Genomic DNA, 26,996 nt, shown 5'->3' on the forward strand with positions numbered 1-26,996 from the left:
GCTAAAGACTGGATGAATATACACTGTCAAAAGGCCGCTTGCAGCCTTACATGAAAGCTGCGCGGCAAAGCGCCGCATATACCCTCTCAATCGATGGGACTGGTAGAATCGCCGCCGGTTCACACGAGGTTTTTCCATGCACGATCCCCACAGCGAACGCATGAGTAGCGGCGAGACCCGAGCGGCAAGCGGTCTGGCCCTGGTGTTCGCCTTCCGTATGCTGGGCATGTTTATGGTGTTGCCGGTGCTGGCGACCTATGGAATGGATCTCGCAGGCGCGACCCCCGCATTGATCGGCCTGGCGATTGGCGCCTATGGCCTGACCCAGGCCATCTTCCAGATACCGTTCGGCATCATTTCCGACCGTATAGGCCGTCGCCCGGTGATTTACCTGGGGCTGATCGTGTTCGCCCTCGGCAGTGTGCTCGCGGCGCAGTCCGATTCGATCTGGGGCGTGATCGCCGGACGTATCCTGCAAGGCGCCGGGGCGATTTCCGCTGCGGTGATGGCGTTGCTGTCGGACCTGACCCGCGAACAACATCGCACCAAGGCCATGGCCATGATCGGCATGACCATTGGTTTGTCGTTTGCCGTGGCGATGGTGGTCGGCCCGCTGCTGACTCGCGCCTTCGGCCTGCACGGGTTGTTCCTGGCCACCGGCGGCATGGCGTTGATCGGTATCGTGATCGTGGCCTTCATGGTGCCGCGCTCGACCGGCACGCTGCAGCACCGTGAGTCCGGCGTCGCGCGCAAGTCGCTGTTGCCGACGCTCAAGCACCCGGACCTGCTGCGCCTGGATTTAGGTATCTTCGTGTTGCACGCAATGCTGATGTGCAGCTTCGTCGCCTTGCCCCTGGCGCTGGTGCAGAAAGCCGGTTTGCCCAAGGAGCAGCACTGGTGGGTCTACCTGACCGCCCTGTTGGTTTCGTTCTTCGCCATGATCCCGTTCATCATCTACGGCGAGAAGAAACGCAAAATGAAACGAGTTCTGCTCGGTGCCGTCGCGACATTGATGCTCACTGAACTATTCTTCTGGAAGTTCGGCGACAGCCTGCGGGCGCTGGTGATCGGCACGGTGGTGTTCTTCACCGCGTTCAACCTGCTGGAAGCGTCATTGCCGTCGCTGATCAGCAAGGTTTCACCGGCCGGCGGCAAGGGCACGGCGATGGGCGTGTATTCCACCAGCCAGTTCCTCGGTTCGGCGCTGGGCGGGATCATGGGCGGCTGGATGTTCCAGCATGGCGGTTTGTCGGTTGTGTTCCTCGGATGCGCCGGGCTGGCTGCACTTTGGCTGGTCTTTGCTGTTACCATGCGCGAACCTCCGTATGTGACGAGCCTACGCCTGCCGTTATCGCCTGAAGCGATGCGCGAAGCCGGCTTGGCCGAGCGCCTGAAGGCCGTCGTTGGAGTAACGGACGCAGTAGTGGTCGCAGAAGAAACTGCGATTTACATCAAATTGGACACCGAATTATTGGATCGCGCGACGCTCGAGCACCTGGTCAACCCAGTGCCGACAGCGCGCCCAGCCTAGGAGAACGTTATGGCCCGTGGGGTTAACAAAGTCATATTGGTCGGTACATGCGGCCAGGATCCCGAAGTTCGCTACCTGCCTAACGGTAACGCCGTGACCAACCTGAGTCTGGCGACCAGCGAACAGTGGACCGACAAGCAGACCGGCCAGAAGGTCGAGAAAACCGAATGGCACCGCGTGTCGATGTTCGGCAAAGTGGCCGAAATCGCCGGTGAGTACCTGCGCAAAGGTTCGCAGGTCTACATCGAAGGCAAACTGCAAACCCGCGAGTGGGAAAAAGACGGCATCAAGCGTTACACCACTGAAATCGTGGTCGACATGCAAGGCACCATGCAATTGCTGGGCGGCCGTCCACAGGGCGACCAACAGGGCCAGGGCGGCATGTCCAACTCGGCACCGCGTCCACAGCAATCGCGTCCGCAGCCAAGCCAGCAGCCTCAGCGTGAGTCGCGTCCAGCGCCACAACAGGCCGCCCCGCAGCCGGCTCCGGATTTCGACAGCTTTGATGACGATATCCCGTTCTGAGGCCTAAACCTCCAGACACAACAAAACCCCCGATAGCCCTGGCGTCGGGGGTTTTTTATGGGCGATGCTTAACCACCAAGAGAGGAGAGCCCGATGACCTGGTCCGCCAAGCAGTACACGATGTTCGAGCAGCAGCGCACGCGCCCCGTCCGCGACCTGGTGGCCGCGATTCCCAATACCGATGTGGGCACGGCCGTTGATCTGGGCTGTGGTCCCGGCAATTCCACCCAGGTGTTGGCCGAACGCTTTCCACACGCCCACATTACCGGCATGGACAGCTCCGATGACATGCTGCGCGACGCCCGCAAGCGCCTGCCGGCCTTGAGCTTCGAACTGGCGGATATCGGCGCCTGGCGTCCGGCGCAGCCCTTCGACGTGATTCTCGCCAATGCGTCTCTGCAATGGCTGCCTGACCACGCCTCGCTCTATCCGCACCTGGTCAACCAACTGACCCCCGGCGGCACGCTGGCGGTGCAGACGCCGGACAACCTCGACGAGCCTGCCCACCGGCTCGCCCGTGAGGTCGCAGCGCAGGGGCCATGGGACGCGAAGATCGGCGCGGTCAAGCATAACGAGCGGCATTCGGCGAGCTATTACTTCGAACTGCTGAACCGGCATTGCAGCACCGTCGATGTCTGGCGTACCACCTACCACCATCCGTTGGCAGACCACGGGGCAGTGGTGGAGTGGTTCAAGGGTTCAGCGCTGCGGCCTTTCCTGGCGCCACTGAACGATGACGAAGAAGCCGCTTTCCTGCAGGCGTACCAGGCACGGATTACCCAGGCTTATCCAGCCCTGGCGGATGGCACGGTACTGCTGCCATTCCCGCGCCTGTTTATCATCGCCACACGCTGAACGCGCCAAGCGGCGGTCAAGCCACCGCCGCTTGGGCTTTCAAATAGTCTTCCGTCGACACCACACTCGCATAGCCGAAGGCCAGCGCGGCCATGTAGGCGCCATGCACCTGCGCGGCGGGAATCACCTGCCCATTGAAGTCCTGGTCACAGGTAGCGCAGGCGTCATGAATGACCGTGACCTTGTAGCCCAAGTCTGCCGCCGCCCGCGCCACAGCGTCGATGCACATATGGCTCATGCTGCCGATCACGACCACGTCGGTAATGCTGCGCCGTTCCAGCAACTCGCGCAGGTTGGTCTGGCGAAAGGCATTCACAAAGTGCTTGAGCACCACCGGCTCGTTACCCTGGTTCAGCACGTTGGCATGCAACTGCGCGCCTTCGGAGCCCGGCGTGAAGAACGGCGCGTCATCGTCCGCGAACTCATGACGCACGTGGATCACCGCATCGCCGGCCTGACGAAAGGCCTTCAGCACCTGCGCGGCGTTGTCCGCAGCGGCCTCCACACCCTCAAGCGGCCACTTGCCCTGGGGGAAGTAGTCGTTCTGGATATCGATCAGGATGAGTGCTTGCTTGGCCATGTGGGTTGCCTCGTGATGGGTTGATAGGTCCAGTATCTTAGCTGGCGCCGCCGTCGGATATCGGCTGCCATACATGTGAATCGTGCAGAACGCCGCGTGCACGAGGCCGCATCGTGCAGAATGGCGCAGGCTAACTGCTATTGCGTGTCCGGCAACTGATTGATTTTAAAGCGCTCCTGCTCAGCGCGAGCTTGGCCTGATCCCTGCTACGCTTCTTTTACACACATGGCCGGATGCCAAGGGGGATGCATGACCCCGATTTCACGTAAAAAGCTGGTGCTCTCTCATTCAACGCGCAGCGGCGCACCCCAGCATGAAGTGGAGACCAATCGCGCCCTGGCGCGCTGGCTCGCGCAGATACTGGGGCTAAAATTCGGCGGCAGCTACGACCCGCTCAAGCACGCCGGCCACGATCTGTATCTGCTTCCCACACAAACGCTGGTGGGGGCCGCCCAGGCACAAGCGCTCAATATCAAGGGCCCGCAAGACCTGTGGGGCGGTTATGTCGATCATGCGTTCATCTGTACCAAAGCCATCACTCATGGCCTATTGAGCCCGCAAGCCCAGGCGCCCGAGGGCTGGTCGCCGCTGTTTTGCGAGCGCGTGCGCGACGTAGTCCTTGATGGCTTGAGTGTCTTCGCGCTGGCAGATGCACGGCCAGCCGCGACCCGTTTGCTCTACAGCGGGCCGATTCGCTTGAAGCCCGTAAACGCCTGCGCGGGACGCGGGCAAGAGGTGATCCGCAGCCTCGACGAATTCGATGCCCTGCTGGCGCGTCCCGAAGCCGCCGCAATGTTCAACGATGGGGTGGTGCTGGAACAAGACCTGCAGGATGTAGTCACTCACAGTGTGGGCCAGAGCTTTATTGGCGATCACGTCTTCAGTTACTGCGGCGAGCAATACCTGACCCGGGACGGGCAGGGCGAAGAGGTCTACGGCGGCTCCAAACTGCTGGTGGTGCCCGGCGGCTACGACGACTTGCTCACGCTGGCTCTGCCGGACGATGTACGCGAAGCCGTCAGGCAAGCGCAGGTCTTCGACAAGGCTGCCGATGAAGCCTACCCCGGCTTCTACGCCTCGCGCCGCAACTACGACATCGCCCAGGGGCTGGACAGCGACGGCCAACGCCGCAGTGGCGTACTCGAACAGTCCTGGCGCATGGGCGGGGCCAGCAGCGCGGAAGTCGCGGCGCTGCAAAGCTTCGTCAACCACCCCGGCTTGCGCGCGATCCGCGTGGCCTCGGTGGAAACCTATGTGGACCGGACGTTACCGGCAGACGCCATCGAGGTGTACCGCGGCCCGGCTGAAAACAGCGACTTTCTCCTCAAATATGTGACGGTTAACGCTTATGACGGCTAGAAGCGAGAGCATCGCAATCGACATTGATGACGAACAGATGAGCGGGACCTTCCTCAGCCCCAAATCCAAAGTGCCGGGCGTGTTGTTCGTGCACGGCTGGGGCGGCAGCCAGGAGCGCGACCTGGAGCGCGCCAAAGGCATCGCGGGGCTAGGTTGCGTGTGTCTGACCTTCGACCTGCGCGGCCATGCAGGCACGGGTATCCCGCTTTCGCGAGTGACCCGTGAAGACAACCTGCGCGACCTGTTGGCCGCCTACGACCGCCTGTTGTCTCACCCGGCCATCGACACCTCGGCGGTGGCGGTCGTGGGCACCAGCTATGGGGGCTACCTGGCGGCGATCCTCACCTCATTGCGCCCGGTGCGCTGGCTGGCGTTGCGGGTGCCTGCGCTTTACCGCGACCAGGAATGGCTCAAGCCCAAGCGTGACCTGGATAAAGCCGACCTGATGGATTACCGCAGTACGCTGGTGCAGGCCGAAACCAACCGGGCCCTGCATGCCTGCGCAAAATTCAGCGGTGATGTGCTGATCGTCGAATCGGAGACCGACGACCACGTGCCCCACGCCACCATCATGAGTTACCGCGCGGCCTGCCAGAACACCCATTCCCTGACCCACCGCATCATCGATGGCGCCGACCATTCGTTGAGTGACCCGGTGTCGCAACAGGCCTACACCTCGATCCTGGTGGACTGGATCACCGAGATGGTAGTGGGTGAACGGCTGAGCATCATTCAATCCCGCTAGTGCGCTAAGCGGGTGTTTTCTTCACCCGCAACGCCTTGGCCTTCGCTTCCACCCCCAAATACATCACCAGCGCGATCAACAACGGGCAAATGAAATAGATCGCCCGATAGGCAATCAACCCGGCCAGCAGACTGCCGCGCGACGCCTCATGCTGCAGCAGCCCGATAAACACCGCTTCCAGCACCCCAAGGCCCGCTGGAATATGCGTGAGCACCCCGGCAATCGCGCTGATCAGCAGCACCCCCAGCACCAGCGGATAATCCAGTTTCGCCGGCAACAGCGTGAAAATCACCGCCGCCATCAGCGACCAGTTCAATGCGCCCAACATCAATTGCAAGCACGCCATGCGCAGCGACGGCAGGTTGATTTCCATGCCGCGAATCGTCCACGCACGTTTTTTCGAAAACTGGCAGGCCACCAGGTAACCGAGGCTCGCCAGCACCAACAGCGCACCGATGCCTTGCAATGCCGTGGTGCTGACCTTCCAACCCGGCGGCATGGTGACCAGGCCGCTGCTGAAGATCACGCCCGAGATCGCCATATAGCCGAACCAGTTGGTTGCCAGGCTCAGCCCCAGGATCTTGGCGATATTGCCGGTGCTCACCCCCAGTCGCGAATACAGCCGATAACGCATGGCGATGCCGCCTACCCACGCGCTCAGGTTGAGGTTGAACGCGTAGCTGATGATGCCCACCGGCAGGATCTGCTTCCAGCGCAAGGGCTGGCGAATGTAGGTGCGGCCGATCAGGTCGAAGCAGGCATACACAATAAAGCTGCACACGGTCAGCGCGCCGGCGATCAGCAGGGTGCGCACCTTGAATTCGCTCAACGTCTGCAGCACTTCGCTCCAGTCGATGCGTCGGGCAAGCAAGGTGAACAACACGATCAGCAGCACAAAGAACGCAAGGGTCAGGGGCTTCTTCCAGCGCTGGAACCGCGAGCCGTTTTTTTCAGACGTCATGGGCCGGACTCTCAATGGGTTTCAAACGCGGCTTGTGTGCCGGCAGCCAGCCGGTGAGGGCGGGGAAGTGACGCATCACATGAAAGACCAGGAAGCCCACGGTCAGGCGCCATAACCACAGGCGCGGTTTGCGTTTTGCCGGCATGGTCTGGCAATGGTCCCTGGCGAGCGCTTCCAGGCTTTCGTACAACTGCTGATTGAACGCCCGGTCGCGAATCAGCACATTGGCTTCAAGGTTCAATGCCAGGCTCAACGGGTCCAGGTTGCTTGAGCCTACGGTGCTCCAGTCATCGTCTATCAAAGCCACCTTGCCGTGCAGGGGGCGCTGGCAGTACTCGTGAATGACCACGCCGTCCTTGAGCAGATAGTCATACAGCATGCGCGCCGCCAGCTTGGCGAGCAGCACATCCGGCTGGCCCTGCATGATCAATTGCACATGCACGCCACGGCGCGCGGCGTTGCGGATTTCACGCAGCAGGCGGTAACCGGGGAAGAAATACGCGTTGGCAATCACGGCGCGCGTACGCGCTTTGCTCAACGCGTGAATATAGGCTTCTTCGATGTCATCGCGATGCTGCACGTTGTCGCGATAAATCAGGCGTACCAGACCGTCTTCGTCAGACGTTGCCCATGGCGTAGGACGTTGCTGGCGGCGCCGCCATCCACGCCGCGTACGCACCTGGCGACCACTTTGCGCCAGGGCGAAGTGGTGCAGGTCGGCCACCGCCGGGCCAACGATTTGCACCGCATAGTCCTGCTTGGCTTCAGGGCCGAAGTCACCCAGATGGTCGGCGGAAAAGTTGATACCGCCGATGAACGCCACGCTGGCATCCACCACCACGATTTTACGGTGCAGGCGACGAAACCAGTTGGTGCGGATACCCAGCGTCTTCGAGGCCGGATCGAACATCTGCACCACCACCCCGGCCTCGGCCAGCTCGCGCAAAAATGCCGTGCTCAGTTCGCCGCAACCAAAGCCATCCAGGCTGGCCACCACCTTCACTCCGCGCTGCGCGGCTTCGATCAGGATGGCTTTGAGTTCAAAGCCGACCTTGTCTTCGAAGAGGATAAACGTCTCCAGCAGAATCTCGCGCTGCGCTGCGCGCATGGCCTCGAACACCTTGGGAAAGTAGGCCTCGCCATTTTCCAGCAACTCGATGCGGTTGCCGCTCTGCCAGCCGTAATCGAGGTCACGCGCCTTGGCATCATCCGGCGGCTGGTCGGTGGCGATATGTTCTACAGCAACGTTCATAGCTCAATCTCCACCGACAGCGGCACATGGTCAGACAAATGGGACCAGGGGCGCGTGGTCAGCACCCGGGGGTTATGCACCTTCAGATTGCGCACGTAGATGCGGTCCAGCGGCAACAACGGCAGGCGCGCGGGAAAGGTGCGTGCCGGTTTGCCCTGGGTCTGCACGAACACTTCCTCGAGGCCGCTTTGGCTCAGGTCGGCACGCTGGCGCCAGTCGTTGAAATCGCCGGCGACCACCACCGGCGCATCGGCCGGGATCTCGCTGATGCGTTGCTCCAGCAAGCGCAATTGCTGCTGGCGATGCACTTCACGCAGGCCCAGGTGGATGCAGATTGCATGCACTTCCTGCCCGCTGCCCGGCAGGCGCAGGACGCAATGCAGCAGGCCGCGGTTTTCGTGGCCGCTCTGGGAGATGTCTAGGTTATCGTGACGGATGATCTGGAATTTCGACAGCAACGCGTTGCCGTGGTCGCCGTGGGGGTAGACCGCGTTGCGCCCGTAGGCGAACTGCGGCCAGATGCTGTCGGCGAGAAACTCGTACTGCGGCATCTTCGGCCAGTCGCTGTAGCGCTGTGGATGCTGCTCGTGGGTGCCATGGATTTCCTGCAGGAACACCATGTCGGCGCCCACGCTGCGCACGGCTTCGCGCAGTTCGGGCAGGATGAAACGCCGATTCAAGGCGGTGAAACCCTTGTGGATATTGACCGTCAGCACGGTAAAGCGAGTAATGGGGGCAGTGGGTGTGATGGGAATCAACTCCGGCTGTGTCATGGCAGCACTCCAGGTTCCGGCAGTTGCCCCGGCGCTGTCGCCAAGTGCTTGTCCAGACCGAAACGCTGCAACAATTGGCGGGCATCGAAAGGCGCACGCACCTTGATGTCGTTATCGAAAAAGCAGAACACGTCGCGCTGTTTGCGCGCGCGTGGCTTGTGTTGTGGGTCGATCAAGTGCGCATCCGCAGGCTGTTTGCCATGGCGCCAACGCTCGATGCGCTCGCCCCAGCGCGCGAGGGCGTCGTCGGTGTAGCCACTGGCGTACAACTGCTTGTCGCCATGCAGGCGCAGGTACAGGAAGTTGGCGGTGACGTCTTCGACATACGGCCACTTGCCAGCAGTGTCGGCAACCACCAGGGCGACGCCGTACTTGTCCAGCAACTGCACAAACTCCGGCACCGCAAAGCTCTTGTGGCGAATTTCCACCGCATGGCGCAACGGCTGCTTGCCGTAGGCCTTCATGCTCGCCTTGCCATTCAGACGTGGCTCATGCTGATGGGCGAGGGCGGCGGCCTGCAAGGTGGTGGTGGGCAGTTCGGCCAGAAAGGCTTCGAACAGGGGCGGGTCGAACTTGAAACTGGGCGGGAATTGCCAGAGGATCGGCCCAAGCTTGTCCTTGAGCTCCAATACCCCGGACGCGAAGAAATTCGCCAAGGGCTTGTGTACATCGCGCAGGCGCAGAATGTGGGTGATATAACGCGGGGCCTTGACGCTGAACATGAACCCTTCGGGCGTGTCGGCATACCACTCGGCGTAGCGCTTGGGGGTTTGCAGCGCGTAGAACGAACCGTTGATTTCGATCGCATTGACGGCGCGTGAGGCAAACTGCAACTCGCGTTTCTGGGTCAAGCCTTCGGGGTAGAAATCGCCCCGCCAGGGCGTATAGCGCCAGCCGGAAATGCCGATGTGAATCGCCGCCATGCTTACTCCCGTTGATCCAGGGTCGATTGCCCCGCGTTTTGGGATGACTACGATCTTTGGCCGAAAGTTTCCACATTCCTACAGGCGGTAGAGGGGCAGGAGGTGGGGCAGAGGCCGGGCGAATCAGGGGAACGATCACGGCTCAAACCCGTCAGTTCCTTACAGACCCCCAGAAGGAGCCCGGTGTTTTGCTGAATTTAAAGACTGCATTACTGCTCGTCGCGCTGCTGCTATGCGGCAACGGCGCACTGCAAGCCGCGGCCACCGCGCCTGAACCCGAAGCCCCGGCCAAGCCGGAATTGCTGGTGGAGGGCGGCCTGCTCGGGGCCATCAGTTCCAGCATCGATGATGTGCAACAGAAGCTGGACCTCAACCAGAATTTCATCGACGAGTGGCGCCTGCGTGCCGACCGGGCCGCGAATGAAGTCGGGCGTCTGGTCGACCAGACGGCGGCGCGCTCGCCATGGAGCGTGGCCGGGGATTTCCTGTTGCTGTCGGCCGTGTGGATCGGTGCGTTTGCGGTGCTGACGCTGGTGGGCCGCATTATCGTGCGGCGCTTGGGCCTGCGGGGTTTTTTCCAGCGCCGGGCGCGCCTGCTGGCGGTGCTGGGGTATGTGGTGCCCTACACCCTCCCGGCCATTATCTGCCTGCCGTTGACGCTGTATGTCAGCCACTTTTTAGCCACCTCTGTGGGCCGGGCGCTGGCGCTGTGTTTTGCCTACGCCACCAGCAGCGGCATCTTCTCTACCTCGATGCTGCTGTGCGTCATCGTCATGTTCAACCTCGGCCACAAGCGCCCGGCAGTGCGGTTGATCCGCGACTATTGCCCCAAACCGCTGTTCCTGATCGGCTTCCTCGCCGCCCTCAGTGACGCGTTGACCAGCCCGCAGATCGCCCGTCAGCTCGGCGGCAATATCACCAGCAGTATCGCGGTGTTTACCGGGCTGTTCGCGACGGTGATCTTTGGCGTGCTGGTGGTGCGTCTGCGCCGTCCGGTGGCCCACCTGATCCGCAATCGGCCGCTGGCCCAGCGTCTCAAGCATCCGGCGTTGCAGCAGTCGTTGCGGGTATTTTCCGGACTCTGGTACTGGCCGATTCTGCTGATGGTGCTGGTCTCGGCAATCAACCTGATCGGTGCCGGCGACGACAACCAAAAGGCCCTGCGCTGTGCCTTGTTCACCACCATCCTGCTGATCGGCACGGTGTTTCTCAGCACCGTGCTGCAACACCTGTTCAAGTCTCGCAGCCAAGTGGCGATCCAGCGCAGCAGCGCCTACAAGGAGCGCTTCCTCAGCCTGCTGCACGCGATATTGCGCATCGTCATGGCGGTGGCCTTTATCGAAATCCTCGGGCGTATCTGGGGCGTGTCGTTGTTCGAGTTTGCCCAGCGCAACTCGGTGGGGCGGGCGATCAGCGATTCCCTCAGCAGCATCGGCCTGATCCTGCTGATGACCTGGCTGTTCTGGGTGGTGCTCGATACGGCGATTCAGGAAGCGCTCAAACCGCCGGTCAACAAGCGCTCCAGCCGCCAGCCCAGTACCCGTGTGAAAACCATCCTGCCGCTGCTGCGCAACGCGGTGAAAATCATCCTGGTGGTGATTTGTGCCATCACCACCATGGCCAACCTGGGCATCAACGTCGCGCCGCTGCTGGCGGGTGCGGGTGTGGTCGGCCTGGCCATCGGTTTCGGCTCGCAGCAATTGGTGCAGGACGTGATCACCGGCCTCTTCATCATTATCGAAGACACCCTGTCGATCGGCGACTGGGTGGTACTCGACTCCGGCCATGCCGGCACGGTCGAGGGCCTGACCATTCGCACCCTGCGCCTGCGCGACGGCAAGGGCTTTGTGCATTCGGTGCCGTTCGGGCAGATCAAGGCGGTTACCAACCAGTCGCGTCAGTTTGCGTATGCGTTCTTCTCGGTGCAGTTCACCTACGACACCGATGTGGACAAAGCCGTGGAGCTGATCCGCGAGGCCGGCCAGTCGATCCGCGACGACGTGTTCCTCAAGTACAACCTGCAAGGGCCTCTGGAGGTGTTCGGCGTCGACAAGATGGACCTCAACGGCGTGGTGCTGACGGCGCAGTTCCGTACCGTGTCGGGTGGGCAGTATGCGGTGAGCCGCGCGTTTAACCAGCGCTTGAAGAAGCTTGTGGATAACTGCGACGACGTGCATTTCGCGCAGACTTATCCACAGCAGGTTGTGTTGCCCAAGCGCGTGGGGCAGGAGCATGAGGTGGAGATGACCGAGCAGCCGCGTTCCGAATGAATGATTGGGGTGCCTGAGCTGGCGCCATCGGGGGCAAGCCCCCTCCCACATTTGAACGGTGTTCGCAGATCCAGTGTGGGAGGGGGCTTGCCCCCGATGAGGCCCTCAAACTCACCGCCTGAGCAATTTCTCCTGAATCGCCTGCTGATCCACCTCCAGCAGCACCTGCTGCTTACCCCCCACCATCACCCCCGCCGGCACCCCATCCCGGTACACGATCCGATTGCCACTCACCGCCGGCACTTTGCTTCCCGGCAGCAGTGTGCCGACAAGGTTCAGCGGGTCTGCCCCGCACACTGCGATCAAGCTGCCGTCATGGGGGCGACGCCGTACTTCACGCAGCAACGGGATCGCCTCCGGCAGTGCGAACTGTTCCCCCGCCAGGCCACTGACAAACCGCCCGCCGCGAATCTCGCCCCGCGCTTCGAGGCGGTGGTAGGTGCGCAGCAATTCGCGCCAGCTCGGCAACCAGTCCGCTTCGCGCTCCAGCAGGCGCCAGAACACCACGCCATAGCGGCGCAGCAGGGTCATCGCGACATGCTCCAGCATCTCGGCCGAATGCGCACCGGGCTCGCCTGGCGCGCGGCGAATCAAGGCCCAGCGCCCTGCATCGTCCATGCCGCCGATAAAGGCGCCGCGTCCACGCCGGCTGCTGCGCGCCTGGCGTTTGCTGGCGGGCGTGGTCAGGGCGCGCAGCCCGGCGAAGCTGTCGGCATTCACCAACCCCGCGCCGACCAGCTCCTGCAACGCGGTTTCCAATTCGCTGCGCAGCAGATGGGCTTCATGCACCAGCTCATCAAAAAACAACGCGCCTTGTTCACGCAGGGCCAAATGGACTTTCTGCGCCTTGGGCGACAGCGTCGTGCTGTCGGTCTGTTCGGTCAGCCCGCTCCACAACGGCACCTGGCTGCGCGGTAACAGCACGATTGGCGTGCTGCGCAAGGCAATGGCGCCGGCTTTGTGGCTCAGGCGCGTCCACACCAGCTTGCCACTGCGGCACAGGTCGTCGAGCCAGGTCGAGGCGTAATCCTTGATACGCGCACTGAGCAGGTCACTGTCCCAGGCCGACGTGGCGGCGGCGTAGCCTTCGAACTGGGCGACTATCTGCGGCAACACCGCGCTGCCCTGGCCGCGCGTGCTGTCGGACAAGTGCTGCCAGTCGAACAGAAAACGCATGAAATCCTGCAGCGCCACCGGTTCGATTTCCCGGCGCAGGCGCTTGACCGTGTAGCGATGAATACGCGCCAGCAGGTGCCGTTCGCACCATTGCTCAGCGCTACAGCCTGGGCTGAAGTGCCCGCGCAGCACGTAGCCTTCCTGCTCCAGCCGCGCCAACCCCTGGGCCACGGTAGCGGGCGGCAGCGCCAGGGGCGCGGCAATCTCGGGCAGCGTCAATGGGCCGAAACCGCCCAGGCGCGCGCGCAGCACTTCCACCAAGGCCTCATCGGATGTCCACGGCTCATCGAAACCGGGCAGCAGCGGCAGGTTGTGCGGGTAGATTGCCTGCAAACAGCTCAAGCGTTCCACGGCCACCCACAGGCCGTTGGGCAACGGATAGGCGCGTCCGGCCTTGTGCAAAGCCCGCAACCACTTGGCCCATTCTGGCGTGACCTCCTGCTCTGCAATACAGGCCAGGCTCATCAGCGCTTCGTGCATTTCATCCGGCCCCTGGGGCGCGGGCCAGGCCTCCTCGCGTACCCCGGCGATCGCCTCGGCATCCAGTGCGCCGAGGTCGTCGGTACTCTGCGGGTCGCTCCAGCGGCGGTTGAGCACCGCCTGGGTGCGGCGTTCTTCCAGTGGCGCGTCATCGAGAAAGGTGTAGGGGCGCGCGCTGAGAATTTCGGCGGCCATCGGCGAGGGTGCGGGTAGGTCGCGGCTGACCATGCGCACGTCGCCTGCTTCCATGCGTCGCAACAGGGCCAGCCAGCCTTCGCTGTCCATGGCTTCGTGCAGGCAGTCATCGAGGGTTTGTTCCACCAGCGGGTGGTCGGGCACTTCGCGTTCGCCGGCGAGGTTTTCCAGGCAGGCAATCTGGTCGGGAAACACACTGGCGATCAGGTCTTCGCTTTTCATGCGCTGGATCTGCGGCGCCACCTTGCGCCCGCCGGTGTAGCGCGGCAATGCCAGGGCCACACCGGCGTTCCAGCGCCAGCGCACGCCGAACAGCGGCGCATCCAGCACGGCCTGGATCAGCAGGTGTTCGGCGCTGTTGCTGTTGAGGTAGCGCCACACGTCATCCAGCGCGAAGCTGTGGCTGGTGGACAGCGACAGCACAATCGCATTTTCGCTGGCCGCCGCTTGCAGCTCGAAGTTGAAGGTGCGGCAAAAGCGTTTGCGCAGGGCCAGGCCCCAGGCGCGGTTGATACGGCTGCCAAAAGGCGTGTGGATGATCAACTGGGTGCCGCCGGACGCGTCGAAAAACCGCTCCATGATCAAGGTGTCCTGCGACGGCAAGGCGCTGAGGGCCAGGCGCGTGCGGGCCAGGTAATCCAGCAGTTGCTCGGCGCTGGCGCGGCTCAGGCCGAGGGTGTCGGTGAGCCACGCCTGCGCCGGTTGCAGGTCACCGGGGCTGGCGCCGAGCAGGTGGTCCAACTGCCCCTGCAAACGGGCCACGGCCGCCGATAACTCGTTGCTGCGCCCCGGCGCTTCGCCCATCCAGAACGGAATGGTCGGCGGCTGACCGTGGGCGTCCTCGACGCGCACCTTGCCGGCGTCCACCCGCAGGATGCGGTAGGACGTATTGCCGAGCTGGAAAATATCGCCGGCGATGCTTTCCACCGCAAAGTCTTCGTTGACGCTGCCGATGTTCAGGCTCTGGGGCTCGAGCAGCACGCTGTAGTCGGCGTTGTCGGGGATGGTGCCGCCGCTGGTCACGGCCGTGAGCCGGGCGCCACGGCGGCCGCGCAGGGTGTGAGTCACGGCGTCCCGATGCAGATAAGCGCTGCGCATGCCCTGGCGGCCGTTGTAGCCGTCGGCGAGCATGTGCAACAGCGCCTGGTAATGGCGCTCGTCCAGCGCGGCATAGGGCGCGGCGCGGCGCATAAGCGTCAGCAGGGCCGCTTCCGACCATTCGCGCGCGCTGACTTCGGCGATGATCTGCTGGGCCAGCACGTCCAGCGGCGCCACGGGGATATGCAGGGTGTCGAGCTCGCCACGGCGCACGCAGTCGAGGAGGGCGACGCATTCGATCAAGTCGTCGCGGGTGGTGGCAAACAGGCGGCCCTTGGGCGTGCCGCCGACCTGGTGCCCGGAGCGGCCGACCCGTTGCAGAAACCCGTTGATCGAGCCGGGCGAGCCGATCTGGCAGACCAGGTCCACATCGCCGATATCAATGCCAAGCTCCAGCGACGCGGTGGCGATCAGCACTTGCAGCGCACCGGCCTTGAGGCGTTGCTCGGCGTCCAGGCGCATTTCCTTGGCCAGGCTGCCGTGGTGGGCGGCCACCGCCGCCTTGCCCAAACGCTCGCTCAGATGCCGCGCCAAGCGTTCGGCCAGGCGCCGGGTGTTCACGAATATCAGCGTGGTGCGGTGTTCGCGTGCCAGCTCGGCGAGGCGGTCGTAGACCAGCTCCCACACATCATTGGCCATCACCGCCGAAAGCGGCACCGGCGGCACTTCGATAGCCAGGTCGCGCGGGCGGGCGTGGCCGATGTCGACAATGGCGCACTCGCGGCCGCTACCGACCAAAAACCGCGACACCGCATCGATAGGCTTTTGCGTGGCCGACAGGCCGATGCGCGTCAGCGCCTCGGCGCACAAGGCTTGCAGGCGCTCCAGGCTTAACGCCAGGTGGCTGCCGCGCTTGCCGGCGGCAATCGCGTGGATCTCATCGACGATCACCGTGCGCGTGCTGGCGAGCATCTGCCTGCCCGAGTCCGAGCCCAGCAGCACATACAGCGATTCCGGGGTGGTGACCAGGATATGCGGCGCGCGCTTGCGCATCTGCGCGCGGTCTTTTTGCGGAGTGTCGCCGGTGCGCACTGCGGTGCGGATCACCAACGGCGGCAGGCCGGATTTTTCAAGATGCTCGGTGATGCCGGCCAGCGGGTTTTGCAGGTTGAGTTGAATGTCGTTGGACAGCGCCTTGAGTGGCGAAATGTAGACCACCAGGGTTTCATCGGGCAGTTGGCCGCCGTTGGCCAGACCCTGGTGGACCAGATCGTCCAGCACCGCGAGAAAGGCGGTCAGGGTCTTGCCCGAACCGGTCGGCGCGGCGATCAGCGTCGAGCGGCGCTGACGGATCAGCGGCCACGCCCGGGCCTGCGCGTCGGTCACCGAAGGGAAGGTGTTGCGAAACCAGGTACTGACGGCGGGGTGGAAGCCGTCCAGTGCCCTGTCTGTTGAGTCGGGAAGGTTCATGTAGTGATTGATACCCGTCGCTCCAACAAGTTGCAAACACCTACTTTGTCCGTGACGGTTGCGCTACAAACCCGCAAAATGCAACGATTCTGGAATAAACCTACGGCAAGGCTCACGCGCCTGCCGACAACAACCATCGTTCCAAACAGACCGGGCCTGCTCAATCTATGCGAATGCGCCTTATGTTACTGGGCGGCGGGAATGCCCTCGGGCAGGCGCTGATTCGCCTCGGTGCAGAGGAAGACATCGGTTTCCTCGCCCCCAAACCGCCCCAAGACGGCTGGGATGCCGCGAGCCTCACCCAATTGCTCGACGACACCCGTCCCGATGCATTGATCAACCTCGCCTACTATTTCGACTGGTTCCAGGCCGAAGCCGTCAGCGAAACCCGCCTGGCTTCCCAGGAATTCGCCATCGAACGCCTGGCCGAACTGTGCCAGCACCACAGCATTACCCTGGTGCAACCGTCCAGCTACCGCGTGTTCGACGGTTCCCGCGCCACCGCCTACAGCGAAAAGGACGAGCCGGTGCCCCTGGGCCTGCGCGGCCAGGCGTTGTGGCGTATCGAGCAAAGCGTACGCGCCACCTGCCCGCAGCATGTGCTGCTGCGGTTTGGCTGGCTGCTGGATGACAGCGTCGACGGTACCCTCGGGCGCTTCCTCGCCCGGGCCGAACAGCCGGATGAGTTGTTGATGGCCGACGACCGTCGCGGCAACCCGACGCCGGTGGACGATGCGGCGCGGGTGATCATTTCCGTGCTCAAGCAACTCGATTGCGCGGCGCCGCTGTGGGGCACCTATCACTACGCCGGTCACGAGGCGACCACACCGCTGGCGCTGGGTCAGGCGATCATCACCGAAGCCCGCAACTTCCACGCCCTGGCCATCGAGTCGCCCACCGCCCAGGCCCACGCCGCGCGGCCGGATGCGGCGGACGAGCCACAGCACGCGGTGCTGGCCTGCAAGAAAATCCTGCATACCTTTGGCATCAAGCCACGGGCATGGCGGGCGGGATTGCCGGCGTTGCTCGATCGGTTCTACCGCCACTTCTGAAAACAACCCAGAACCCAATGTGGGAGGGGGCTTGTCCCCGATAGCAGAGTGTCAGTCAAAGATTTATTGACTGGTCCACCGCCATCGGGGGCAAGCCCCCTCCCACATTTGGTTTTGTAGTGTTGTTTAGAACTTGTAGCCAATACCCACCATGTAGACCATCGGGTCGACATCCACATTGACCTTGGCCCGAGTGCCCTGGCCCAGCGCGTTGTTATCCACAGTCGCCTTGGTGCTGATGTCGATGTAGCGCGCCTGGGCGTTGATCATCCATTTGTCGTTGATCATATAGTCGGCGCCGATCTGCGCCGCCCAGCCCCAGGAGTTCTCGGCCTTGAAGTTGCTGAAGCCGGCTTGCTCGGCGCGGCTGCCGACGTGCTCGTCGTAGATCCAGGTGTAGTTGATACCGGCGCCCACATAGGGTTGAAACGCCGACTGGTGGTCCAGCGGGTAGTACACGACGCTCAGGGTCGGCGGCAGGTGTTTGAGTGTGCCGAGCTTGCCGTTGGCGGCGCCGAGGGCGGTGTTCTTGATCTTGACATCGTGCTCGAACGGCGTGGCGGCCAGCAGTTCGATACCGACGTGATCGGTGATCATGTAGGCGAAGTTCAAGCCCAGTTGGGTGTCGCTGCTCATGGTCGCCTTGCCGCCCAGGTTGGCGCCGGCCAATGGGCCCTGGTCAACCTTGACGCTGCTGCTGTCGGCCTTCGGGTTCACGGTGATTGCACCGGCGCGAACCAGAATGTCGCCCGCCTGGTGGGCGTGAGCGACAGGGACGACGAGGGCGAGCGCGAAGAGGGACGCGCCGAGCAGAGGCTTGTTCATGGGAGCTCCAAAAGGACGTTAAAAGTTGTACGTCCAATGGTAAAGATCGTTCCGCCCGATCTTTTGACTCAGCTCAATGAAAGGCTAACCACGCCGCAAAAAACTGTGGGAGGGGGCTTGCCCCCGATAGCAGAGTGTCAGTCAAAGATTTATTGACTGGTCCACCGCTATCGGGGGCAAGCCCCCTCCCACATTTGATCTTCGGTGTGTTCGCAGGCGGTGATTATTCTTCCAGCTCATACATGTAGATCTTCTCGGCATCCATCTGGTAACCGGCGTCAGCCAACTCACTGGACGACGGCTTGACCTGCATCGCGCCTTCGATCCAGTACGGCTGGTACAGCTCGTCGAGTTTCACCCCGACTTCGCTTTTCACATGCACGATCTGGTTCGATGGCGGGGGCGGCACGTGGATGCATGCGCCGAAATACGGCACCAGCAGGAACTCGGTGGTGCGGCCTTCTTCGCTCACTTCCAGCGGCACGATGTACCCCGGCAGGCGAATGTGCCGGCCGTCGAGGCTCTGCACCACCGGCGCGTTGGGCAAGTCCTGTTTGGCGGCGGGCGCGGCCTCGACGGACAGGGCATCGGCCATGTTCGACAGGTCGTGCAGCGGTTTCATATTGGGCACTTCCGGTGGCGCATCCGGTGGGATCATTTCCTGCCACGACAAATCCCGGGGCTGCTCCTCGGCCCAGGCAGGTACGGCCACCAGCAGCAACAGGGCAAACAGGGCACGACGCATCGACAGCTTCCTCATAAACGAATGGACAGCCCATCGGCCAACGACTGGCGATAGGCCCGCCAGGCGGGCACGCTGCCCATCAACAGCGCCGCCGTCAGGATACCGGCGAGCAGCGTCCATTCATATTCGCTCGGCCATGCCATCGGCAGGTCCAGCCCGTAGTTGGCCTGCAAATAACCGCGCGATGCGCCGATGCACAGGTACAGCAAACCAAGACCTGCCACCACGCCGGACAGGGCCAGCGCGAAGGCCTCGAAGATCAGCAGCGTTGCGATATGCCAAGGCCGCGCGCCCACGGAACGCAGGATTGCCATCTCGCGGCGGCGTTCGTTGAGGCTGGTGAGGATCGCCGTGAGCATGCCGATCAGACCGGTCAGCACCACGAACAACGAGATCACGAACAAGGCTTTTTCCGCCGTGCCCATCATGCTCCACAGCTCTTGCAACGCCACGCCCGGCAGGATAGCGAGCATCGGCTCGCCACGGAATTCGTTGATTTCCCGTTGCAGCGCGAAGGTGGAAATCTTGTTGTTCAACCCGAGCATGAACGCGGTGATGGCTTGCGGGGTCAGGTCCATATTGCGCGCCTGATCGGCGCTGATACGGCCCTTGCCCTGGGCCGGGACACCGTTGTGCCAGTCGATGTGGATCGCCTCCATGCCGCCGAGGCTGATATGCAGCGTGCGGTCCACCGGCGTGCCGGTGCGCTTGAGGATACCGACCACGGTGAAGGGCTTGTCATCGTGCTTGACCAGGCTGACCACCGCCACGCCATGGGCCAGCACCAGCTTGTCGCCAAGCTTGTAGTGCAGGGCCTCGGCGACCTCGGCACCGAGCACCACCTCGAACGGGTCGGTGGCAAACGCGCGGCCGCTGGCCAGTTCAAGGTTCTGTTTGCGGCCGTACTGGTAATGCTCGAAGTAGGATTCGTTGGTGCCCATCACCCGGTAACCGCGATGGGAATCGCCGAGGGAAATCGGAATCGCCCATTTCACCTGGGGGTTGGCGGCGAAGTGCTCGTAGCTGTCCCAGCGGATGTTATTGGTGGCGTTGCCGATGCGAAACACCGAGTACAGCAGCAGGTTCACCGAGCCCGAGCGCGCCCCGACGATCAGGTCGGTGCCGCTGATGGTACTGGCGAAGCTGTTGCGCGCTTCAACGCGCACGCGCTCCACCGCCAGCAACAGGCAGACGGAAAGCGCGATGGCGAAGGCGGTGAGGATCGCGGTAAAGCGGCGGTTGGCCAGGCTGGCCATGGCCAGACGAAACAAATACATCTCAAACCTCTGCAGGCGTGGCGGCGCGATTGAGTTCGGCCAGCGACAGGTTGCGGTCGAACAGCGGGGCCAGGCTTTGGTCGTGGCTGACAAACAACAGGCTGGCGCCCGCTTCGCGGCATTCGGCGAACAGCAGTTGAATGAATGCTTCGCGGGCGTCGTAGTCGAGGGCCGAGGTGGGCTCGTCGGCGATCACCAGTTCCGGTTGACCGATCAGCGCACGGGCGGCGGCCACCCGTTGTTGCTGGCCGATGGACAGCGAGTCGGCGCGGCGCTCGAGCAAGTCCGGGTCTTTCAAACCCAGGTGCGCGAGCAAGGTCGCTGCGGCCTGGTCGACACTGCCGTGACGCTGGGCCGCGCGCCGGGCCCGCAGCTTGGAAAAGTGACAAGGCAGCTCGACGTTTTCACGTACCGACAAAAACGGCAGCAGGTTGAACTGCTGGAAGATGTAGCCGGTGTGGTCCACACGAAAACGGTCGCGGGCACCGGCAGACAGTTCGGTCAGCTCCTGGCCGAGCAGGCGGATACTGCCTCGGCTGGGTTTGTGCACACCGCCAAGCAACCCGAGCAAGGTGGTTTTGCCACTGCCGCTCGGGCCCTTGAGGAACAGGGTTTGCCCAGGCTCCAGGCGGAACGCGGGGATGTCCAGCAACTGGGGGTGACCGGGCCAGTTGAAGCCCAGGTCGGACAGTTCGATCAATGCAGGGGTCATGTGAACTCAGAACTTCAGGGTGGCTGCAGTGGCGGTCGCGTCAGCACCTTGCTGGCCGCTCGGGCCGATCAGTTGTACCTGAATTTTCCGGGTGGCGGGGAAGGTCTTGAACACTTGGCTCAGGTCCAGGTTGCTCAGTGCCTCTGGCTTGGCGCAGGTGAACTGGTAGTGGGCATGGATTTCGCTGTGGTCATGATGATGCTCATGGGCGGCAGCGCCTTTGCCGTCGGTGGCGTGGTCATTGTTATCGTCATCATCGTGATCGGCTTCGGGCTTGTCACCGAACAGCGGGCTGTTGAGTTCCTGGGTGCTGACGACGCAACCGGCGGCCTTGGGTACGTTGAACAGCGCCAGCGGACTTTCCAGCTGTTTGCGCGCGGCGGCGACTTTGGCTTTGTCGGCGGCACTGGTCGCGACGTGTTCGAAACCCACCAGGTTCATCGCCGGGCTGTCCAGCTCAAGCTCCAGGCTCTGGCCGTCCAGCACTGCATTGAGACGGCCCACACCGTGTTCGTGAGCGCCGAGGCTGCCATGCTCATGATCGTGATCTTCATGGGCGTGAGCGACAGCCAGAGGCAGCAGGGCAAACGGCAAAGCAAGCAGCAGACGGCGCATGACAGGACTCCACAGATGAAAGTTTTGTTATGTGATCTTATAACAATATTGCCGAGAGTTTGACCGTCCGCTTGGCGTTGCGCAAGCTGCATGGGAGCATGTCCGTCAGAAAAATGCGGGAGTAAAGACGATGTTGCGAATTCGTGGAACCGTCGGCGACCTGCCGGTGGACTTGACCCTGGAACTGGACGACGGCGATTGGGCGCGACTGGGCGCACACTTGCAGGCCGCCCCGGTGCCGGCCGAGTCGACGGCGGTACCGGTCAGGCAAAGTGAGGATCTATGGCAGAACGCTCAGGATCTGTTGCGCAACGCCGGGCAGCTCAGCGGCCTGGAATTGCTCGATCAACTAGAAGGGTTGGCCGGCGATGCCGCCGCGGGCAAGCGCCTGCTGGTGCGCCTGCGCCACAGCACCAAAGTGAAAGTGACCAGCGGCGCAGACACGCCGCTGTACACCTGGATCGATGCGTCGTAGGAGCGAGCTCGCTCGCGAAAAACGCGTAGACGCCGCGTTCATTCAGGATGCCCGCGTTATCGTTGACGGCCTTCGCGAGCAAGCTCGCTCCTACAGGGTGAGGGTTAGTACAGCGCGGCAAACAATTTGCGGCGGTACACCGTGACCAGCGGGTGATCGTTGCCCAGCAGTTCGAACACCTGCAGCAAGGTCTTGTGTGGCAAGCCTTCGCTGTAGCTGCGATTGCGCACGAACAGCTTGAGCAGGCCTTCCAGCGCGGCGTCGTATTGCTGGCGCGCCAGTTGTTGAATGCTCAACTGATAGGCCGCTTCGTCATCCTGCGGATTCTGCGCAAGGCGGCTTTTCAGGTCGGCGCTGTCCGGCAGGTCGGCAGCCTGGCGCAGGAAGGTGATTTGCGCCTTGGCCCCGGCGAGGGCGGCCTTGTGCTCATCGCCTTTTACGGCGTCCAGCACGGTTTGGGCTTCATCCAGTTCACCGCGCTCGGCCAGGCAACGCGCGTACAGGATCAGCGCGGCGGCGTTGGTGTTGTCTTCGCCCAGCAGCGCAACCAACATGGCCTCGGCATCGCTGATGCGGCCCTCGGCAAACAACGCTTGTGCCTGCTCCAGCGGATCGGCCGCAGCCGGTGGCGGCATCTGCACATGGGGCTCGAGCATCGCCCGCACCGCCGACTCCGGCTGCGCCCCGGCAAACCCATCCACCGGCTGACCGTCCTTGAACAGCACCACCGTCGGCAGGCTCTGGATACCGAAACGCGCAACGATGTCCTGCTCGGCTTCGCAATCGACCTTGGCCAGCAGCAACTCACCGCGATAACTCTCGGCAATCTGCGCCAGCATCGGCATCAGCGCCTTGCACGGCGCGCACCACTCGGCCCAGAAGTCCACCAGCACAGGTTTTTCGAAAGAGTTCTGAATCACTGCCTGCTCGAAGTTGGCGGCAGTGACGTCGAAGATGTACGGCGTGGGCTCACTCATGAGGCGTCTCGAATAAAGCGGGAATGGGGGCAACTATAAGGGCTGGCGCTGGCTATCGGAAGCCGTATGGGGATTAGTGTTCAGGCGCATGCCAAAACGGATCGAGGTACCAGTCTTGAGGAAAACCCATTGCTTTGAGACTGACCTCGGGAAATTCACGGATAAGCACATGCAGGCTGTGGCCCCAGGGAGTCTGTGGACTCACTTGGCGCATCAGATGATTGAGCATGCAAAGAACCGCGAACATTCGACTATGTGGCCCTGGTTCAAGCAAATGCCCGGGCCATGCAAAGGTGGCCTTCCTGGGTAATTCAGGTCGAACACCCAATTGCCGGTTCCACATTCGCGAATGATGGGCGCACATATTTCGGATGGTGGTCAGCGTGTGCAGCCAGGACTGCATCAGTGGCGCCGGGAGCAGCAAGCGTTTGGCGACGGCTTTTTTATCGGCGTCCCTGGCCAAGCCTTTGTACAGGTGGGACAGGTCCCCCAGCGTAAGTTCTTCGAGCATCGCCCAGCCAGGCATCAGCGTTGGGTGGTCATAGGTCGCGGGGTAATGGCGGGCGTAGCTCTCTTTTGACCGTTGGCGTTTGAGCAGCGCCTTTCTCGCATCGCTCGCGTGCGACCTGTCGATCCGGTCACATTCGCGCATGTACTCACGCGTTGCCGTGTCTTGTTTGCCGCAGAGTGTTGTCAGCAGGCGCTGATGATCAAAGGTGGGGTGAAACAGCAGCGGGTTGGTATACCAATGACTGCCATGCGTGGGTCCCATGTGGTTGCTGATAACGCAACGCGAGGCAATTTCGACGCGTTCGATGGCATCCATAGTCAGTAAACGAAGCCGCCGGTCGAAGTCGTAAAGGCGGGTCAACTGACCAAACTGGCTGCCTTCACGAAAGCGATGATCGATATCTTCCGGCTGCTGGAAGGGTCGCATATAAGGGCTAAGTCGAAAGAAACTGACGGCCTGCAGGAAGCGCTCAGCGCGAGCTTCATTGTGAATGATCAGTCCGCGTAGCTTGAGCAGTTCCAGTTGAGCGGGAACATCTATGGCTGGCTTGCTGAATGACCTCATGCCCCAAAAGCGCCGGGCATAAAAAACCCGCACAATTTGTGCTTGGTTACTGAAGTAACCAGAGGCATGGCGGGTGTATTAGCGCAAAGGTTAGGCAGATGCCCAGCGTTTGGCAAGGCCTGCGCTTCGTTGGACATCAGTGAGTTTGAATACGAAGACATTGCAGTCGATTGCCGGAGCTGCGGGCGAGGACTGGCATTTTCCATACCGCGGCTTTTCTTGTCTCAATCAATATATTGCCGGGAATTTGTAACGTGGACGGTTATCGCCGCGAATGGTACAGGCTCACCTTGCGAAACTCCCACGGCTCGGCCAGGTCCGGCAGGGTCAGCGCCTCGAGGATGTCCAGCCGCTGATAATCCGGATGCTGGAAGTCGCGCACCCGCGAGTCCGCCACCAGCGCTTCGCGGGCTCGGGTCAGGAACTGATCCAGCAGTGGCAGGTTGGCGCGATCGTAAAGCACGTCGGCCACCAGGATCAGGTCGAAACGATCGGCCTCTGCAAAGAAGTCGATTGAATAACCCAGCTGCACGTCGTTGAGTTCGGCATTCGCCCGGCAAGCCGCCAGTGCCAGCGGATCAAGGTCGCACGCCACCACCTCCAAGGCCCCAGCCTTGGCGGCCGCAATCGCGGCCACGCCGGAGCCGGTGCCGAAATCCAGCACGCGCTTGCCCGCTACCCACGCGGGGTTCGCCGCCAGATAGCGCGCCAGCGCCAGGCCGCTGGCCCAGCAGAAGCTCCAGTAGGGAGGCTCATGCAGGATGCGCCGGGTTTCTTCCTGGCTGAAGGCACGGTCCATGTTGTCGGCGTCGAGCAACCACAACGACAGCTCGGTGCCCGGCAGCGGGCAGGGCACCAGGTGTGCGTCGCCGATCAGTTCACTCAGGGCGCGTTGCAGGTGCAGCGGTGGTGTCATGGCGCCTTGACGAGTTGCAGGGGGCCGGTGGTCTGGGTAATCGCCTGGGTAATGCGCACGGCGGGCAGGTGCAGGATCAACTGGCCGGACTGGCTGGCGCGACCGCGCAATTCAACCCGCGCACCGGCCGGGAACGCTTCGGGGTTGAAGCGCAGGCGAAAGGCCAGGGGCTTGCCGTTGCCGGTCAATACGCTGCTGGCGAGCAGTTGCTGCGGGCGCGAGCGCTCGTCGATCACCAGCAGCGCCAACTCGACTTCGGCGCCGGCCGGCACATTGGTCAGGTTGCCGCTGATTTCCCGCTGGTAGGCGGGCAGGGGGCCGAGGTCTTCGATGCCGGGGACTTTTTTCTCTTGTGCCGGTGTTGGCTGAGGTGCGGCCGGCTTGGGGGCTTCGCTGCTGCAGGCGACCAGAAAACTGAACAGGGTGAGTAGAACGAGTGGTCGTAACTGCATGTACGGCTCCAGAAAGGACAAAATCCGTGGCTTAAAAAATAGAAACATATAAGCCTGCCTATATACCGTAAAGGCTATGGCTTGTCTTGCGACGGGGATGCGCTACCATGGCCCTCCCTATTATTTGTTGCCTGCCAACCATGCACTGTCCCTTCTGCGGTGCCAACGACACCAAGGTCATTGACTCGCGTCTGGTCGCCGAGGGCGATCAAGTGCGTCGCCGGCGCGAATGCCTGGCCTCTGGCTGCGGTGAACGTTTCACCACCTTCGAAACCGCCGAACTGGTATTGCCGCGCCTGATCAAGTCCGACGGCAGCCGCCAGCCCTTCGACGAAGAAAAACTGCGCGCCGGTATGCAGCGCGCCCTGGAAAAACGCCCGGTGAGTGTCGAGCGTCTGGAGGCGGCGCTGGCGCATATCAAGCACAAGTTGCGCGCGACCGGCGAGCGCGAGGTCAAGAGCCTGGTGGTCGGCGAGCTGGTGATGGGCGAGCTGCAAAAGCTCGACGAAGTCGCCTATATCCGTTTTGCCTCGGTGTACCGACGCTTCCAGGACCTCAATGAGTTCCGCGAAGAGATCGACCGCCTGGCCCGTGAGCCTTCCAAACAATGACGTCTGAACAGGCAGTCCTCGACGCCCACTACATGGCGCGCGCCCTCGAATTGGCGCGCAAGGGCCTGTACACCACCCACCCCAACCCGCGGGTAGGCTGCGTGATTGTGCGTGACGGGCAGATTGTCGGCGAAGGCTGGCACGAACGCACCGGCGAGCCCCATGCCGAACCCAACGCCTTGCGCGCCGCCGGTGACAAGGCCCGTGGCGCGACGGTCTACGTCACCCTCGAACCCTGCAGCCACCATGGCCATACGCCGCCGTGCGCCGATGCGCTGGTGACAGCCGGTGTGGCGCGCGTGGTGGCCGGCATGCAGGACCCCAACCCGGAAGTGGCCGGGCGCGGCATGCAGCGCCTGGCCCAGGCCGGCATCGAGGTTCGCAGCGGCGTGCTGGAAGCTCAAGCGCGTGCGCTGAACCCGGGCTTTCTCAAGCGTATGGAACACGGCCTGCCGTTTGTGCGGGTCAAGTTGGCGATGAGCCTGGATGGACGCACCGCCATGGCCAGCGGCGAAAGCCAATGGATTACCGGCCCTGCCGCCCGTGCCGCCGTGCAGCGCCTGCGCGCCGAAGCGAGCGTGGTGCTGACCGGCGCCGATACGGTGCTGGCCGACGGCGCCCGGCTGACCGTGCGCGCCGCCGAGCTGGGCCTGGATGCAGAAACCACCGCCCTGGCCATGTCGCGCCCGCCGTTGCGTGTGTTGATCGACGGCCGTCTGCGGGTGCCGCTCGATGCGCCGTTCTTCAAGGCGGGCCCGGCTTTGGTCATCACCTGCGTAACCCCGGAAAACCAGTTCCCCCGTGGCCCCGAGTGCCTGGTGGTACCGGGTGTGGAGGGCCAGGTCGACCTGCGATCGGCGCTGGTGGCGCTTGCCAACCGTGGCGTCAACGAAGTGCTGGTGGAAGCCGGTCCGAGCCTGGCGGGCGCGTTTGCCCAGCAGGGGCTGGTCGACGAGTACGTGATTTTCGTCGCCGGCAAGTTCCTCGGTTCCGCTGCCCGACCCTTGCTGGACTGGCCGCTTGAGAAGCTGGCCGACGCTCCCCACCTCAAGATCACTGACATGCGTGCCGTGGGCGACGACTGGCGAGTCACCGCCATTCCCGTGCCTGCGGCGAGCGTATAATCCCCGG

At 62.8% G+C, this 26,996-nt stretch carries 25 protein-coding genes; 10 read left to right on the forward strand and 15 right to left on the reverse strand.

The genetic code is table 11. From position 1 onward, the window contains the following. Positions 1-136 precede the first annotated feature (136 nt). The 3 genes from BFQ00_RS02415 (at position 137) to tam (ending at position 2,911) form a co-directional block, all read left to right on the forward strand. Positions 137-1,531, forward strand: a complete 1,395-nt coding sequence (locus tag BFQ00_RS02415) for an MFS transporter (protein ID WP_065932504.1) — start codon at positions 137-139, stop codon at positions 1,529-1,531. Between the two features lie 9 nt (positions 1,532-1,540). Continuing rightward, complete coding sequence (locus BFQ00_RS02420; protein ID WP_003232445.1) at positions 1,541-2,056, forward strand: single-stranded DNA-binding protein; 516 nt, start codon at positions 1,541-1,543, stop codon at positions 2,054-2,056. A gap of 93 nt (positions 2,057-2,149) precedes the next feature. Then, positions 2,150-2,911: a trans-aconitate 2-methyltransferase gene (gene tam / locus BFQ00_RS02425; RefSeq protein WP_065932505.1), complete on the forward strand. Its 762-nt coding sequence runs from the start codon at positions 2,150-2,152 to the stop codon at positions 2,909-2,911. A 16-nt stretch (positions 2,912-2,927) separates the two neighbouring features. Here tam and BFQ00_RS02430 read toward each other — a convergent pair whose 3' ends face one another. After that, the gene (locus BFQ00_RS02430; protein WP_065932506.1) at positions 2,928-3,491 is read right to left on the reverse strand and encodes a cysteine hydrolase family protein; all 564 of its coding nucleotides are present in this window, start codon (positions 3,489-3,491) and stop codon (positions 2,928-2,930) included. Between the two features lie 249 nt (positions 3,492-3,740). On the opposite strand from BFQ00_RS02430, the gene BFQ00_RS02435 reads away from it, so the two are divergent. Both BFQ00_RS02435 and BFQ00_RS02440 read left to right on the forward strand, forming a co-directional pair. Beyond that, the gene (locus tag BFQ00_RS02435; protein ID WP_065932507.1) at positions 3,741-4,850 is read left to right on the forward strand and encodes a DUF3182 family protein; all 1,110 of its coding nucleotides are present in this window, start codon (positions 3,741-3,743) and stop codon (positions 4,848-4,850) included. Continuing rightward, on the forward strand, positions 4,840-5,595 hold the full coding sequence (locus BFQ00_RS02440) for an alpha/beta hydrolase family protein (RefSeq protein WP_065891609.1): 756 nt from the start codon (positions 4,840-4,842) through the stop codon (positions 5,593-5,595). Before BFQ00_RS02435 ends, BFQ00_RS02440 begins: the two co-directional genes overlap by 11 nt. A 4-nt stretch (positions 5,596-5,599) precedes the next feature. Here BFQ00_RS02440 and BFQ00_RS02445 read toward each other — a convergent pair whose 3' ends face one another. From BFQ00_RS02445 to BFQ00_RS02460, 4 genes are read right to left on the reverse strand one after another with little or no spacing between them, the layout of a single operon-like run. Beyond that, a complete protein-coding gene (locus BFQ00_RS02445) occupies positions 5,600-6,556 on the reverse strand; it encodes a lysylphosphatidylglycerol synthase domain-containing protein (RefSeq protein WP_065888406.1) in 957 nt (318 codons plus the stop codon). Continuing rightward, positions 6,546-7,808: a cardiolipin synthase ClsB gene (clsB, locus tag BFQ00_RS02450; protein ID WP_065932508.1), complete on the reverse strand. Its 1,263-nt coding sequence runs from the start codon at positions 7,806-7,808 to the stop codon at positions 6,546-6,548. The genes BFQ00_RS02445 and clsB overlap by 11 nt, the downstream gene beginning before the upstream one ends. Beyond that, complete coding sequence (locus BFQ00_RS02455) at positions 7,805-8,581, reverse strand: endonuclease/exonuclease/phosphatase family protein (RefSeq protein WP_065888404.1); 777 nt, start codon at positions 8,579-8,581, stop codon at positions 7,805-7,807. Before BFQ00_RS02455 ends, clsB begins: the two co-directional genes overlap by 4 nt. Further along, positions 8,578-9,504 carry a DUF72 domain-containing protein gene (locus tag BFQ00_RS02460; RefSeq protein ID WP_065932509.1) on the reverse strand — a complete coding sequence of 309 codons (927 nt, stop codon included), beginning with the start codon at positions 9,502-9,504 and terminating at the stop codon, positions 8,578-8,580. The genes BFQ00_RS02455 and BFQ00_RS02460 overlap by 4 nt, the downstream gene beginning before the upstream one ends. A 188-nt stretch (positions 9,505-9,692) precedes the next feature. Here BFQ00_RS02460 and BFQ00_RS02465 point away from each other — a divergent pair, with 188 nt between their 5' ends. After that, complete coding sequence (locus BFQ00_RS02465) at positions 9,693-11,774, forward strand: mechanosensitive ion channel family protein (RefSeq protein WP_065932510.1); 2,082 nt, start codon at positions 9,693-9,695, stop codon at positions 11,772-11,774. 111 nt (positions 11,775-11,885) lie between these two features. On the opposite strand, the gene BFQ00_RS02470 is transcribed toward BFQ00_RS02465, so the two are convergent. Beyond that, complete coding sequence (locus BFQ00_RS02470) at positions 11,886-16,133, reverse strand: Lhr family helicase (protein WP_065932511.1); 4,248 nt, start codon at positions 16,131-16,133, stop codon at positions 11,886-11,888. A 167-nt stretch (positions 16,134-16,300) separates the two neighbouring features. Here BFQ00_RS02470 and BFQ00_RS02475 point away from each other — a divergent pair, with 167 nt between their 5' ends. Then, complete coding sequence (locus tag BFQ00_RS02475) at positions 16,301-17,185, forward strand: sugar nucleotide-binding protein (RefSeq protein WP_083203146.1); 885 nt, start codon at positions 16,301-16,303, stop codon at positions 17,183-17,185. A gap of 126 nt (positions 17,186-17,311) precedes the next feature. Here the strand turns inward: BFQ00_RS02475 and BFQ00_RS02480 are convergent, their stop codons facing one another. The 5 genes from BFQ00_RS02480 to BFQ00_RS02500 form a co-directional block, all read right to left on the reverse strand. Further along, positions 17,312-18,010, reverse strand: coding sequence for an OmpW/AlkL family protein (locus tag BFQ00_RS02480; RefSeq protein WP_065932512.1), 699 nt, complete (start codon positions 18,008-18,010; stop codon positions 17,312-17,314). Positions 18,011-18,233: 223 nt separating this feature from the next. After that, positions 18,234-18,755, reverse strand: a complete 522-nt coding sequence (locus BFQ00_RS02485; RefSeq protein WP_065932513.1) for a DUF3299 domain-containing protein — start codon at positions 18,753-18,755, stop codon at positions 18,234-18,236. An 11-nt stretch (positions 18,756-18,766) separates the two neighbouring features. Continuing rightward, entirely contained in the window at positions 18,767-20,032 is a 1,266-nt protein-coding gene (locus BFQ00_RS02490; protein ID WP_065932514.1) for an ABC transporter permease, read from the reverse strand. Between the two features lies 1 nt (position 20,033). Beyond that, a complete protein-coding gene (locus tag BFQ00_RS02495; RefSeq protein WP_065932515.1) occupies positions 20,034-20,744 on the reverse strand; it encodes an ABC transporter ATP-binding protein in 711 nt (236 codons plus the stop codon). A 6-nt stretch (positions 20,745-20,750) separates the two neighbouring features. Beyond that, positions 20,751-21,359: a DUF2796 domain-containing protein gene (locus BFQ00_RS02500; protein WP_065932516.1), complete on the reverse strand. Its 609-nt coding sequence runs from the start codon at positions 21,357-21,359 to the stop codon at positions 20,751-20,753. Between the two features lie 130 nt (positions 21,360-21,489). On the opposite strand from BFQ00_RS02500, the gene BFQ00_RS02505 reads away from it, so the two are divergent. Further along, a complete protein-coding gene (locus BFQ00_RS02505) occupies positions 21,490-21,834 on the forward strand; it encodes a hypothetical protein (protein WP_065895967.1) in 345 nt (114 codons plus the stop codon). Between the two features lie 104 nt (positions 21,835-21,938). Here BFQ00_RS02505 and trxA read toward each other — a convergent pair whose 3' ends face one another. The 4 genes from trxA to BFQ00_RS02525 form a co-directional block, all read right to left on the reverse strand. Continuing rightward, positions 21,939-22,811: a thioredoxin gene (trxA, locus tag BFQ00_RS02510; protein ID WP_065888393.1), complete on the reverse strand. Its 873-nt coding sequence runs from the start codon at positions 22,809-22,811 to the stop codon at positions 21,939-21,941. Between the two features lie 73 nt (positions 22,812-22,884). Then, positions 22,885-23,886, reverse strand: coding sequence for an Abi family protein (locus BFQ00_RS02515; RefSeq protein WP_065888392.1), 1,002 nt, complete (start codon positions 23,884-23,886; stop codon positions 22,885-22,887). 262 nt (positions 23,887-24,148) lie between these two features. Further along, complete coding sequence (locus BFQ00_RS02520; RefSeq protein ID WP_065932517.1) at positions 24,149-24,802, reverse strand: class I SAM-dependent methyltransferase; 654 nt, start codon at positions 24,800-24,802, stop codon at positions 24,149-24,151. Continuing rightward, a complete protein-coding gene (locus tag BFQ00_RS02525) occupies positions 24,799-25,254 on the reverse strand; it encodes a YbaY family lipoprotein (RefSeq protein ID WP_065891623.1) in 456 nt (151 codons plus the stop codon). Before BFQ00_RS02525 ends, BFQ00_RS02520 begins: the two co-directional genes overlap by 4 nt. A 140-nt stretch (positions 25,255-25,394) precedes the next feature. Between BFQ00_RS02525 and nrdR the strand changes: the two genes are divergently transcribed. Together nrdR and ribD are read left to right on the forward strand one after the other, a co-directional pair. After that, complete coding sequence (nrdR, locus tag BFQ00_RS02530; protein ID WP_065888389.1) at positions 25,395-25,865, forward strand: transcriptional regulator NrdR; 471 nt, start codon at positions 25,395-25,397, stop codon at positions 25,863-25,865. Next, positions 25,862-26,989, forward strand: coding sequence for a bifunctional diaminohydroxyphosphoribosylaminopyrimidine deaminase/5-amino-6-(5-phosphoribosylamino)uracil reductase RibD (gene ribD, locus BFQ00_RS02535; RefSeq protein WP_065932518.1), 1,128 nt, complete (start codon positions 25,862-25,864; stop codon positions 26,987-26,989). The genes nrdR and ribD overlap by 4 nt, the downstream gene beginning before the upstream one ends. The last annotated feature ends 7 nt before the right edge of the window (positions 26,990-26,996 follow it).

Origin of the sequence: Pseudomonas sp. 28 E 9, assembly GCF_900004785.1 — a bacterium.
In the GTDB taxonomy this organism is placed as follows: domain Bacteria; phylum Pseudomonadota; class Gammaproteobacteria; order Pseudomonadales; family Pseudomonadaceae; genus Aquipseudomonas; species Aquipseudomonas orientalis_A.